At 60.9% G+C, this 12,363-nt stretch carries 9 protein-coding genes; 3 read left to right on the top strand and 6 right to left on the bottom strand.

Annotated features, from left to right (window positions below; all coding sequences use genetic code 11):
• Positions 1–16: 16 nt before the first annotated feature.
• From LRS06_RS06175 to LRS06_RS06165, 3 genes are all read left to right on the top strand, one after another.
• Positions 17–3,094 carry a sensor histidine kinase gene (locus LRS06_RS06175; RefSeq protein WP_257870684.1) on the top strand — a complete coding sequence of 1,026 codons (3,078 nt, stop codon included), beginning with the start codon at positions 17–19 and terminating at the stop codon, positions 3,092–3,094.
• 92 nt (positions 3,095–3,186) lie between these two features.
• Positions 3,187–3,849 carry a response regulator transcription factor gene (locus tag LRS06_RS06170; RefSeq protein WP_257870683.1) on the top strand — a complete coding sequence of 221 codons (663 nt, stop codon included), beginning with the start codon at positions 3,187–3,189 and terminating at the stop codon, positions 3,847–3,849.
• Positions 3,850–4,156: 307 nt separating this feature from the next.
• The gene (locus LRS06_RS06165; RefSeq protein ID WP_257870682.1) at positions 4,157–4,951 is read left to right on the top strand and encodes a 3'-5' exonuclease; all 795 of its coding nucleotides are present in this window, start codon (positions 4,157–4,159) and stop codon (positions 4,949–4,951) included.
• 9 nt (positions 4,952–4,960) lie between these two features.
• Here the strand turns inward: LRS06_RS06165 and LRS06_RS06160 are convergent, their stop codons facing one another.
• The 6 genes from LRS06_RS06160 to nuoK all read right to left on the bottom strand — a co-directional run bounded on the left by LRS06_RS06160 (position 4,961) and on the right by nuoK (position 12,321).
• Positions 4,961–6,148 (bottom strand): serine hydrolase, encoded by a 1,188-nt coding sequence (locus LRS06_RS06160; protein ID WP_257870681.1) that lies wholly within the window; start codon positions 6,146–6,148, stop codon positions 4,961–4,963.
• A gap of 405 nt (positions 6,149–6,553) precedes the next feature.
• Complete coding sequence (locus LRS06_RS06155) at positions 6,554–7,972, bottom strand: NADH-quinone oxidoreductase subunit N (RefSeq protein WP_257870680.1); 1,419 nt, start codon at positions 7,970–7,972, stop codon at positions 6,554–6,556.
• Between the two features lie 39 nt (positions 7,973–8,011).
• On the bottom strand, positions 8,012–9,481 hold the full coding sequence (locus LRS06_RS06150; RefSeq protein WP_257870679.1) for a NuoM family protein: 1,470 nt from the start codon (positions 9,479–9,481) through the stop codon (positions 8,012–8,014).
• Between the two features lie 47 nt (positions 9,482–9,528).
• Positions 9,529–9,897 (bottom strand): hypothetical protein, encoded by a 369-nt coding sequence (locus tag LRS06_RS06145; RefSeq protein ID WP_257870678.1) that lies wholly within the window; start codon positions 9,895–9,897, stop codon positions 9,529–9,531.
• 23 nt (positions 9,898–9,920) lie between these two features.
• Positions 9,921–11,876, bottom strand: coding sequence for an NADH-quinone oxidoreductase subunit L (gene nuoL / locus LRS06_RS06140; protein WP_257870677.1), 1,956 nt, complete (start codon positions 11,874–11,876; stop codon positions 9,921–9,923).
• 112 nt (positions 11,877–11,988) lie between these two features.
• Complete coding sequence (gene nuoK / locus LRS06_RS06135) at positions 11,989–12,321, bottom strand: NADH-quinone oxidoreductase subunit NuoK (RefSeq protein WP_257870676.1); 333 nt, start codon at positions 12,319–12,321, stop codon at positions 11,989–11,991.
• Positions 12,322–12,363 lie beyond the last annotated feature (42 nt).

The raw sequence follows: 12,363 nt of genomic DNA, 5'->3' as shown, positions 1-12,363 counted from the left end.
GGGCGGCCGTGCCTGCATGAAGCATTGCTTATTTCCCTTCTTACTGCTGCTGTTTCTGGTGCGCCTGGCCGCGGCCCAGCCGGCCCTGCCGCTCACGTTCCGCACGCTCACCACTGAGCAGGGGTTGTCGGAAAACAGTGTGTACTGCATGGCCCAGGACCCGCGCGGCTTTCTGTGGCTGGGCACCCAGGACGGCCTTAACCGCTACGATGGGGCCGGTTTCCGGGTGCTGCGCAACGACCCCCAGCTGGAAGGCAGCCTGAGCAGCAACTTTATTCTTTCGATGGCCGTGGACAAGCGCGGCCAGCTTTGGGTAGGTACCGGCGGCGGCGGCCTCAACCGCTATGACCCCGTCACCGGTCGTTTTCAGGTGTTCAAGCACGAAGACGGGCAGGCTGGCTCCCTGGCCGACAACTTTGTGCGGTCCGTTTTCTGCGACCGAAGCGGAACGCTATGGGTGGGCACGGAGGGCGGACTGCACCGCTTCAACCCGCAAACCGGGCAGTTTCAGCTTTATCAGCACCCCCCGGAAACCTCGCCCAATGTGCGGCAGAACTCCGTGCGTGCCATTGCCCAGGATGCCCGGGGGCGTATCTGGGTGGGCACCGGGGCCGGCCAGCTCAGCTACCTCGATACGGCCAGCGAGAGGCTGATTGCCCGCCCGAACTGGCAAACGCCTTCCGCCATCACGGCCTTGTGCATCAGCCAGACGGGCGGCGTGTGGGTGGGCACGGAGGTACATGGGCTACGCTTTGTATCATTGACCGGAGCCCGAGAGGAGTTGATCTTCCGCCACGAGCCGGGCCGGGCCGGAAGTTTGCGCAGCGACGCTGTGCGCAGCATTCTGGAAGATGCCCAGGGCCGCCTCTGGGTGGGCACCGATGAGGGCCTGCACCAACTGGACCGTGTGACGAACACGTTTGCGCCCTACCAGGCTCAGCTGGGCCGTCCGCACCTGCTGCCCGAAAACACCGTGCAGGCTTTGTTTCAGGACCGCAGCGGTTTGATTTGGGTAGGTACCGAGGGTGGAGTCGCCTCGTTTATGCCGCGCCCGGCCACCTTTACGACCGTGCCCATTACCGCGCAGCCCGACCCGGTGTGGGCCGTATGCGAAGACAAGCAAAGCCGTTTGTGGGCCGGAACCCAGGAAAACGGCGTGGTTTGCTACGATGCTGCCACCGGCCAGCGCCGCAGCTACCGCTACGACCCAGCCCGGCCCGCCAGCCTTAGCGAAAACTTCATTCGGGCCCTGTGCTTTGATAAGGAAGGCCAGCTGTGGGTAGGCACGCAGCGTAGCGGCCTCGATTGCCTCGACCCCGCCACCGGCCAGGTGCGCCACTTTCGCCACGACCCGGCCCAGTCCGGCAGCCTGAGTGATAATGCCGTGCGTGCTATTCTGCTCGACCCTTCCGGCCAGCTATGGGTGAGCACCGAAAACGGCCTCAACCTCTTCGACCCCGCCACCGGCCGCAGCACCATCTACCGCGACAAGCCCCTGACGCCCAAGGCAGGCTTTGGCACCAACTACATCCGCATGTGCTACCGCGACCGGCAGGGCCGCATGTGGGTAGGCACCGGCGGGGGCGGCCTGTGTTTGCTGGACCCACGCACCGGTCTGTGCAGGCCCTACCGCAACGTGCCCGGCCAGCCTCGCACCCTCAGCAGCAACTTTGTGCGCGGCATCGTGCAGGATCGGGCCGGCACGCTCTGGATTGGCACCGAAGGTGGGGGCCTGAGCCGCCTCGACGACGCCGAGAAAGGTTTGTTCACCACGTTCCGGGAGCCCCAGGGCCTGCCCAACGACGTGGTGTACGCTCTATTGCCTGACCGTGAAGGCAACCTGTGGCTTTCCACCAACAAGGGCATTGCGCACTTTTCGCCTACTACGCTGCAGGTACGCACCTACGACATGCGCGACGGGCTGGCGCAGGACGAGTTCAATGCCGGCTCGCAGTGGGCCGGCTCCGATGGGCGCCTCTACTTCGGGGGCATCAGCGGGCTGATTTCGTTTCGGCCGGGCGCGGTGCCCGTGAATCAGACGGCGCCGCCGGTGGTGCTTACCGGGTTCCGCAAGTTCAACCAGCCCGTGCGCCTCGACACGTCCATTACCGAGCGGCGCACCCTGCGGCTGGGCCCACGCGAAAACTTCTTTTCCATCGAATTTGCCGCCCTGAACTTTCAACTGCCCTCCAAAAACAGCTTTATGTACCGGCTGCGGGGGTTCGACGACGACTGGATTGAAGCCGGGGCCCGCCACGAAGCCACCTATACCAACCTCGACCCCGGCACCTACCTGTTTCAGGTGCGCGCCGCCAACAACGACGGCGTCTGGAACCAGCAAGGGGCCTCACTCCGCATTGTGGTGACGCCGCCGTGGTACCAGACGTGGTGGTTCCGGGTGCTGGCGGCTTGGCTGCTGGTGGGGCTATTGTTTCTGGCCTACCGGGTACGGGTGCGGCAGTTGCTGGCCTTGGAACGGGTGCGCCACAACATCGCCCGCGACTTGCACGACGATATGGGCTCCACGCTCAGCAGCATTGGTATTCTGAGCACGCTGGCCCGCAACCACCAGCACCAGAACCGCCCCGAGCAGGCCACCCAGCTGCTCGACCAGATAAGTGAAAGCTCGCGCCGCATGCTCGACTCCATGGACGACATCGTGTGGGCTATCAACCCCGCGCACGATTCCATGGAGGCCGTTCTGTCGCGGATGCGCATTTTCGCCTCGGACGTGCTGGAGGCCCGGGGCATTGATTTTGCCTTCACGGTGGCGCCCGAGGTGCAGGGCCTGCGGCTGGAAATGCGCGCCCGCCGGGAGTTTTTTCTGCTCTACAAAGAGGCCGTAAACAACCTGGCCAAGTACGCTCAGTGCGAAGAGGCCCGCATTCACCTCAACTATCAGTACAACCGCCTTACCCTCACGGTGGAAGACGACGGTGTAGGCTTCGACCCCAAGGACCCGGCCAAAGGCGGCGGCAACGGCCTCACCAACATGCGCACCCGCGCCGCCGCTCTGCGCGGCCAGCTCGACATCACTACTGCTCCCGGTAAGGGTACCAAGCTGGAGCTGAGCGTGCCGCTGAAAGCGGCGTAGTTTTCCTTGTAAGTCACATCATTGTGTGAGTGGGGGCGCGCCGGCTACCTGGTATCTTTACTCACCGTCTAGCCTTGCTCTGTGCCACCGTTATGGAAAAGAACACCCGCGTCCTCATCTACGAAGACAATACCGATTTACGCGCCAGCCTCAGCCAGCTGCTGGCCGGCACGCCCGGACTTGAGCTGGCCGGGGCTCTTGGCAACTGCACTCAAACTGAAACCGACATCAGCCGCCTGCGCCCCGACGTGGTGCTGATGGACATCGACATGCCCGGCATGACGGGTATCGAGGGCCTGCGCCGCATCAAAAGCGTGTCGCCGGGCGTGAGCGTGGTGATGCTGACCGTGTTTGAAGACAACGACCGGGTGTTCGATGCCATCTGTGCCGGGGCCGACGGCTACCTGCTCAAGAAAACCCCGCCCGTGAAGCTGCTCGATGCTATCAGCGAGGTGCGGGCCGGCGGTGCCCCCATGACGCCCGCCATTGCCCGCCAGGTACTCAAGCTGTTTCCGCGCACCCCGCCCAAAGCCAAAGCCGCTTCCCCGTCCGACGACTCGCCGGCCAACCTGAGCGCCCGCGAGCAGGAAGTGCTCAATCTGCTGGTCGAAGGCTACAGCTACAAGATGATTGCCGCCGACCGGGGCATTTCCCTCGATACCGTCCGCTCCCACATCAAGAAAATCTACGAAAAGCTGCACGTGCGCTCCATGACGGAAGCCGTGAGCAAAGCCCTGCGCCAGGGACTTACCTAATATTTCACATCTATATGTGATTGTGCGGGCCCGCAAGTTCCTGCACCTTTGTACAGTCAGTGGCCCCGGCAGATCCGGGTCGTAGCGGAGAAAGTCCGGGGCCGCTGATGTAATGCCGGAAAAGTTAATCACCACCAACACCGGCCGGAATTTTAGCGGCTGGTTTTGAGTTTATTGACCTGAAAACACTAACCCTGTGAAAACAAACGCCCGCCGGCCGGCCCTCGTGGTTGGTCGGCGGTTTTTTGTGACCCTGTGCCGGGAAAGCCTATATTCGGTATCCGAATTCAGTTAGTGGCGCCCGGCTATGCAGATTTTGCACAAAGTTTCCCTTGATCAGCTGTTCGTCCTCGACATCGAAACCGTGCCCTGTGTGGGCTGCCACGATGAGCTGAACGACATGCTGCGCCTGCTCTGGGAGCATAAGTGCCACGCACTACGCCGCGAGAAAGGCTGGCAGTCCAGCGCCGCCGACGTAGAGCCCCTGCCCGACCACCTGCACGCCACCAGCTTGTTTGAGCAGGCCGGCATCTACGCCGAGTTTGGCAAGGTGGTGTGCATTTCCGTCGGCTGCTTTTTCTTCGACAAGCAGGAGGAGCGGTGGCGCTTCCGGGTGAAAAGCTTTGCCGACCACGACGAGAAAACCATGCTGCGCGAGTTTGCCGCCCTGCTGGCCCGCAAGCCCAACTACCTGCTCTGCGCCCACAACGGCAAAGAGTTCGACTTCCCGTACCTGGGCCGGCGCCTGCTCATCAACGGTCTGCAGCTGCCGCCCCAGCTAGATGTAGCCGGCAAAAAGCCGTGGGAAATCAACCACCTCGACACGATGGAGCTCTGGAAATTTGGCGACCGGAAGTCCTACACGTCCCTGGCGCTGCTGGCCGCCATGTTCGGCATTCCCACGCCCAAGGACGACATTACGGGAGCCGACGTGGCCCGCGTGTACTACACCGACAACGACCTGCCGCGCATCGTGCACTACTGCCAGAAGGACATCATCACCACGGCCCGCCTGCTCCAGAAATTCCGGGGCGAAGAGCCTTTCTCGGACGAAGCCGTGATGTACGCCGACGAGCTGAGCGCCGTGATGCGCCGGGCCTGAGGCACCGAGTTACTTGGCAGCGGGCAAGGTATCCAATAGCTGCCAGATAGCGCTGAACTGCTTCGTCAGGACTTCGTTTTCGTCAAGCGCTACATTGGTGATGAACACTTTGCCGATGCCGGTTTGCGGGTTGTAGAACATAAACGACGAAGCGCCCGGGTCGCTACCGGTGTGCCCGATCTGGCCGTTGCGGCGGATAGCCCAGAAAATACCGGAGTTGGGCTCTTTCGGGTTGAGGTTGCGTGGGGGAGAGGCAGCCGCAAACTGCGGCCCCAGCATCGCCTGAAACGAGGTGGGCGTTAGCAGAGGGGAAGGCTGACCGGCCGCGCCCCGCAGGATTTCGGCGAGATAGAGGCCCAGGTCGTGGGGCGTAGTGAGCAGGCCGCCGTCGGGATAGGTAAGAAGCGAGTAGGGGCGGAGAGGCTTGCCGCTGGGCTTGTAGTTGACGGCGTAGCGGTTGGCGCGGCGGGGCTCGTACAGCCAGCCGGAATCTTGCATCTTCAGCGGCTCGAAGATGTAGCGGCGGGTATACTCGGCAAAGCTCAGGCCCGACTTCAGCTCAATCAGATAAGCGGCCAGCGCGGCGCCGATGTTGCTGTAGTGATACGCGGTGCCGGGCGCATCGGGGCTGAAGTTGGCGGGGCGAAACGTGCGGCCCTTCGGGCTCAGGTACTCGCGCAGAAATGCGGCCAGCTGCCGCCGGGCCAGGGCGTGCCGCTCCGCCGAGTCGAGGGCCGCCGTGGCCGTGGTCCGGGGCACGTAGGCTTTCCGGTAGGCCGCTTCGCGGTCGATAATGCCCGAGGTGTGCGTGGCCAGCTGACGAATGGTAATGGGCTGGGCCGGCGCCTGGGGGTGGTGCACGGCAAAGGGCAGCACCTTGTTAATGGGCGTATCGAGGGAGAACAGCCCCTGCTCCACGGCTTTCAGCAAAGCCACCCCAATAAAGGTTTTGCTGACTGAGCCCACGTTCTGCATGGTGCCGGTTGAGTAAGGCTGCCGGGCTTGCCGGTTGGCATACCCGAAGCCGTGCTCGTACAGGATGCCGGTGCTGCTCACCACGGCCACCCCAAAACCCGGCAGCCCGGAGGCCGAAGCCAGGCGGCTCAGTTGGGCGGTGAGCGAGTCGGGAGCAGTTGCCTGCGCCACGCCAAGCAGCGGGAGGCTCAACAGGGCTGCCAGGGCAAGGAAACGTTTCATAGTCGGAGAAAGGGGAAGCAGAAAATCAGCCGCAAGTATAGGCCCGTTCCGGCGAAAGCCGTACCCGCGCGCCTCCGCCACTCCGGCGCGGGCCTTCTAGATGTGTCCAACCCCCTCCGGCACTTGGCCGCGAGTTTTCAACACGGCAGCGCAAGCGTCCGAGACGTCAGCGCGAGCGGCCTACACCTCAGCGCGAGCGTCCGAGACGTCAGCGCGAGTGTCCTACACCTCAGCGCGAGCATTTAAAGGGGTTCCGGCAGCGTATGAAGCCCCGCCGGATGCGTATGAAACGTCAGCGCGAGTTATTATTGGCCCTGCGGGGGCCTGGGATGAGTAACGAAAAAGGCCCCTTCCGAATGAAAGAGGCCTTTTCCAGGAAAAGAAATTCGGGAGTCCGGCGCGGGCCTAGAGCATACCGGCCACTAAGCCGGGCAGCACACCCAGCACCACCGTGAGCAACGCCAGCAGCAGGAGCGTGGCCGACTGAAACGGGCCTACCGGCACCGGGGCGGCCGTGGTTTCGTCCTCAGTCGGGCGCATGTACATGGCAATGATGGGGCGCAGGTAGTAGTAGATGCTCACCATCGACATCACCACGGCAAACACCACCAGCCCGATGTAGCCATTCTCCACGGCCGCCGCGAAGATGAAGAACTTACCGAAGAAGCCACCCGTGAGCGGAATACCAGCCAGGCTCAGCATGGAAACCGTGAGGGCGAAGGCCAGCAGCGGGTTGGTCTTGGCCAGGCCGTTCAGCCCGTCGTAGTCCTCGCGCATGCGGGCATCGGCTACCAGCTTGAGTACCCCAAAGGCCGATACCGTGGCCACCGAATAAGCCAGGGAGTAGAACATAATGCCGTTGGCCGAGGCTCCGTACAGCTGCCCGTTGAAAGCTACCAGCGCAATGAGCAGGTAGCCAGCGTGCGAAATGCTGGAGTACGCCAGCATCCGCTTCACGCTGGTTTGGGCCACGGCGCCCACGTTGCCGATGAGCAGGGTGAGTACGCACATGGCGGTGAGGGTGGGCAGCCAGACACCCTGGGCATTGGCGGCGGGGAAAGCCTGCACGAGCAGCTTAAGGAAGGCGGCGAAGCCGGCGGTTTTCACCACCGTGCTCATAAAGGCGGCGAAGAACGTGGGCGTGCCCTCGTACACGTCGGGCGTCCAGAAGTGGAAAGGCGCCGCCGATACTTTAAAGCCAATACCCACCAGCATAATCAGCATGCCGATGTAGAGCATGGGGGTGAGCGACTCGAAGCCGGGGGCCGGGTTCTGCACCGCCGCGCTGATCTGGCTTAGCTCGAAGGTGCCCGTAGCCCCGTACACCAGCGCCACGCCAAAAAGCAGCACCCCGGTGAAGAAGGAACCCATCAGAAAGTACTTCAGGGCGGCCTCGTTGGAGCGCAGGTTGCGCTTGTCGGAACCGGCCAGCACGTACATGGCCACGCTCAGGATTTCGATGCCCAGGAACAGCATCAGCAGGTGGTTGTAGCTCACCAGCATGATGGCGCCCACCAGCGAAAACAGCAGCAGGGAGTAGTACTCCGCCAGGTTCGGCTCACCGTCGCGCACGTACTTCTGCGAAAAGGGCAGCAGCAGCAGCGCCGTAACTACCACAATGCCCGTGAAGGCCACCGAGAAGTTATCGACCACCAGCATTCCGCTGAAGAACGACAGCGGGCCGGCGTTCCAGTCGAGGTAGTTTACCCCAAGGGCCACCAGCAGAATGAGCATCGCCACGGGCAGCAGCAACCGGTTGGAGCGCAGAAAGCCCAAAAACAGGTTGGCCAGGCCCAGGACGGAAAGTACAATGATGGAATTCATATTCGTCTCGATGTAGAGCGAAGCAGCAAGGCGCTACGCTTAGCGGTTTACTACTTCGTTCAGGATGCCCAGCACACTGCCTTCCGACAGGTGCAGGAACGTGTTCGGGAACAAGCCAATCCAGAACACCAGCACGATGAGCGGTACCAGCAAAGCCAGCTCGGCGCCGGTGAGGTCGGTGAAGGTTTCGGTGAACGAGGAATCGGGGCCGAGCATCACGCGCTGGAACATGCGCAGCAAATACACCGCGCCCAGAATAATGGTGACGCCGGCTACCGCGCCCATCCAGGCGTTGAACTCGTACACGCCTGCCAGCAGCAGGAACTCACCCACGAAGCCGTTGGTGAGGGGCAAGGCTACCGTGCCCAGCAGCAGCACCAGAAAGCAAACCGTGAGCACGGGGGCTTTGCGGGTGAGGCCGCCCAGGTCGGCAATGTTGCGGGTGCCGGTGCGGCGCTCAATGGCGTCGGCAATGAAGAACATACCCACCACGTTCACGCCGTGGGCCAGCATCTGGATGGCGGCGCCCTGCATGCCCATCTGGGTCAGCGAAAACACGCCGGCAATCATCAACCCCACGTGGGAAAGGGAGGAGTAGGCAATGAGCCGCTTCACATCCTGCTGCCGAATAGCAATAATGGCCCCGTAGATGATGCCGATGATGGCCAGGATCAGGACCAGGTTTTGCCAGTAGTCGGTGCCGAGCGGTACCACCGGAATCAGCCAGCGCATGCAGCCGTAGATGCCCATTTTGAGCATGATGCCCGAGAGCAGCATGGTAGCCGGCGCCGGGGCCTCAGTGTAGGTATCGGGCTGCCAGGTGTGGAAGGGGAAGATGGGCATCTTCACGGCGAAGGCCGCGAAAATCAGCCAGAACACCCATACCTGCGTTGCAGCCGGCAGGTTCAGGTTGTAGAACGAGGCAAGGGCCGAGTTGTGGGCCGACAGGCCATCAGCCGAGGGGCCGGTCTGAAAGTAGAGGTACACGAAGCCGGCCAGCATGAACAGCGAGCCGATGATGGTGTAAAGGAAGAACTTGAACGTAACGCGGGCCCGGTTCACGCCGCCCCACACGCCGGCCAGGAAGTAAATCGGAATCAGGGCCACCTCCCACATGAAGTAGAACAGGAAGGCATCCTGGGCCGTGAATACGCCCACTAGGCCGGTTTGCATAAACAGCACCAGCGCGTAGAATACCGACTCGTTTTCGAAGTTGCGGCGGAAGGCGCTCAGCAGAATGATGGGTACCAGCACGGCCGTCAAGAGCACCAGCAACAAGCTCAGCCCGTCCATGCCCACCGCGAAGCGGATGCCGGCCGAGGGAATCCAGTTCAGGTCGTAGGCGAACTGGCCGGCGTGGTTGGTGTTGAAGGTGAAGGCAGCGTAAGCGGCCAGCGCAAGTTCAACCAGGGCCGCGCCCAGCGCCGGAACCCGGGCCGCACGGCCTTTGAAGAAGTGCAGCAGCAGGGCGGCCGCCACGGGCCAGAGTAGGAGAAGGACGGTGAGCATGCTTTACTGTGAGGGTGCGGTGATTTTCAATTGGGCTAGCCTAACTGTTAGCGTATTTTTCGTTTGTATACAATCCAAGAGCCGTACATCAATTTTCCCGTCGAGTCCATATCAGTTTCTGAAACAGCTAATTCATTATTTTTAACGGAGTATCTCATTCGGTAATTATTCTCAAAGACAAAGCAGCCAGAGCGTCTGTGTGTATCAACTATGAGTTCTTTTCTGGTGGGTTCGTAAGTAGCAGGATAATCATTTTCGTCAATGGAAGCCATTAATTTATCACCGTGTTGATGAATGATAATTGATGGAACAGAGTCCTGACTAGACTTCTCAATCCACTTTCCTACAAATCTTACTTCGTCATTTGAGCAAGAGGAAAGAATGAAAATAGTAGCTAGAAGGAGGATTGATTTCATGAATCAAACTCTTCTAACTATGTTTAAAACTTCCCGAAGTTCAGCGCCAGCACCAGCACGATGCCCACTACCATCAGGATGAGGTAGGTTTCCACGGAGCCGGTCTGCACGTAGCGCAGGAGTTGGCCCCCACCCATAGTCAGGCGACCGAAGCCGTTCACGATGGGGTCGATGATACCGTTTTCGACGTAGCGGAACAGGCCGTTCGAAAGCCACATGATGGGGCGCACAATCAGGGCGTTGTACAACTCGTCGATGTAGTACTTGTGGTAGATCAGGTTTTCAAGGAAGCCGCGTGACTGGCCGTCTTCCACCGGGCGCACCCCGCGGCTCACGTACTGCACGTAGGCCAGGATGATGCCCAGCACACCCGCGCCCACCGAAAGGCCGATGAGCATAAGCTCCGTAGCGTGGTCGGCGTGTACCGCGAAAGCAGCCGGATTGATTTTCTGCGAGTAGGTGAACAGCGGCGCGAGGAAGTTGGCGAGGTAGGCGTTGTTTTCGCCCAGGAAGAAGGGCGCGTTCATAAAGCCCCCCACGGCCGCCAGAATCGCCAGCACAACAAGCGGCAGCGTCATGGAAGCCGGCGACTCGTGCAGGTGATGCTTCTGCTCCGCGGTGCCCCGGAACTCGCCGAAGAAGGTGAGGAACAGCAGGCGGAACATGTAGAAAGCCGTCAGGAAGGCGGTGAACAAGCCTACCGCGTACAGCACCTTGCTGTGCTCGAAGGCGTGCAGCAGGATTTCGTCTTTGGAGAAGAAGCCCGAGAAAGGCGGGATGCCGGCAATGGCCAAACAGCCAATCAGGAAGGTGATGAACGTAATGGGCAAAGCTTTGCGCAGGCCGCCCATGCGGCGCATGTCCTGCTCGTTGCTCATGGCGTGAATCACGGAGCCCGCGCCCAGGAACATTAGCGCCTTGAAAAAAGCGTGCGTGAGTACGTGGAACAGGGAAGTGCTGTAGCCCATTACGCCCAGGGCCAGGAACATGTAGCCCAGCTGCGAAACGGTGGAGTAAGCCAGCACCTTCTTGATGTCGTTCTGGGCCAGGCCGATGGTGGCCGCAAACAGGGCCGTGGCCGCGCCGATGATGGCAATAACCTCGAGCGTATCGGGGGCCAGCGTGAACAGCACGTTGGCGCGCAGAATCATGTAGATACCCGCCGTAACCATGGTGGCGGCGTGAATCAGGGCCGAAACCGGGGTAGGACCAGCCATGGCGTCGGGCAGCCAGGTGTAGAGCGGCAGCTGGGCCGATTTACCGGTAGCGCCCACGAACAGCAGCAGCGTAATCACCGTGACGATGCTCACGGTATAAGGCCCGAACTGGTTTAGGGCAGCTTTCTGGAAAACCTCCCCAAACTGCACGGAGCCGAAGGTGAGGTAAATCAGGAAGATGCCGAGCAGGAAGCCCAGGTCGCCGACGCGGTTGATGATGAAGGCTTTCTTGGCGGCATTGTTGTAGCTGGTGTTCTTGTTCCAGAAGCCGATGAGCAGGTAGGAGCACAGCCCCACGCCTTCCCAGCCGATAAACAGAATCACGAAGTTGGCGCCCAGCACCAGCACCAGCATGCTGAACACGAACAGGTTCAGGAAGGAAAAGAATTTGCCCACGTTCTCGTCGTGGTGCATGTAGCCGATGCTGTAGACGTGAATCAGGAAGCCCACGCCCGTCACGAGCAGCAGCATAATCAAACTGAGCTGGTCGATCTGGTAAGAAAAGGGAATCTGCAGGGAGCCGACCGAAATCCAGTCGAACAGCGTGACGGTGTACTGGTACTGAAAATTCAGGAACAGAAACACCGAAATGGCGAACGAGCCCAGCACGGCCAGGCTGCTGATGGCCCCGGCCACCGTGCCCGAGAGCCGGCGGTTGAGCAGCCCGTTGATGAGAAAGCCCAGGAACGGCAGCAGCGGAATGAGCACGTACAGAATCGTGGGGTACGGTGCGCCAGCAGCAGGTAGTACAGTTTCTTGCATATCGTAGGGTCTTGGGGGCTTAGGGTCTTGGGATCTTGGATTTCGTTGGTTTAACTTGTTCAACTGAACAAAAAACCAAGACCCTAAGACCCTAAGACCCTAAGACCCAAAACTAGAATTTGAGTCGAGTCAGCAGATTAACGGCGGTGTTCTGAACGTTGCGGTAGATCATCACGATGATGGCCAGGCCCACGGCCACTTCGGCGGCGGCTACGGCCATGATGAAGAACACGAAGACCTGCCCGTTGGGGTCGGAGCGGTAGGCCGAAAAGGCCGTCAGCAGCACGTTCACGGCGTTGAGCATTAGCTCCACGCACATAAAGATGATAATGGCGTTGCGCCGGGTGAGCACGCCCAGCACCCCGATAGAAAACAGGGCCGCGGCGAAGAAAACGTAGTACTGAAGAGGAACCGTTTGGATAACCTGCGGTATATTCTGGTCCATGCGGTAGGGCTGACGGCGAAGTAATGCCCTGCCAGAGCAGAT

The sequence above is a fragment of the Hymenobacter sp. J193 genome (assembly GCF_024700075.1).
Lineage (GTDB): Bacteria > Bacteroidota > Bacteroidia > Cytophagales > Hymenobacteraceae > Hymenobacter.
Note: the sequence above shows the minus strand (reverse complement) of the source record. Positions and strands in the feature narration are given on the sequence as shown.

Bases quoted from the DNA above. Each gene is read 5' to 3' on its own strand.
- LRS06_RS06155 (WP_257870680.1), bottom strand. From the start codon at position 7,972: ATGAATTCCATCATTGTACTTTCCGTCCTGGGCCTGGCCAACCTGTTT.
- LRS06_RS06165 (WP_257870682.1), top strand. From the start codon at position 4,157: ATGCAGATTTTGCACAAAGTTTCCCTTGATCAGCTGTTCGTCCTCGAC.
- LRS06_RS06145 (WP_257870678.1), bottom strand. From the start codon at position 9,897: ATGAAATCAATCCTCCTTCTAGCTACTATTTTCATTCTTTCCTCTTGC.
- LRS06_RS06160 (WP_257870681.1), bottom strand. From the start codon at position 6,148: ATGAAACGTTTCCTTGCCCTGGCAGCCCTGTTGAGCCTCCCGCTGCTT.
- LRS06_RS06175 (WP_257870684.1), top strand. From the start codon at position 17: ATGAAGCATTGCTTATTTCCCTTCTTACTGCTGCTGTTTCTGGTGCGC.
- nuoK (WP_257870676.1), bottom strand. From the start codon at position 12,321: ATGGACCAGAATATACCGCAGGTTATCCAAACGGTTCCTCTTCAGTAC.
- LRS06_RS06150 (WP_257870679.1), bottom strand. From the start codon at position 9,481: ATGCTCACCGTCCTTCTCCTACTCTGGCCCGTGGCGGCCGCCCTGCTG.
- nuoL (WP_257870677.1), bottom strand. From the start codon at position 11,876: ATGCAAGAAACTGTACTACCTGCTGCTGGCGCACCGTACCCCACGATT.
- LRS06_RS06170 (WP_257870683.1), top strand. From the start codon at position 3,187: ATGGAAAAGAACACCCGCGTCCTCATCTACGAAGACAATACCGATTTA.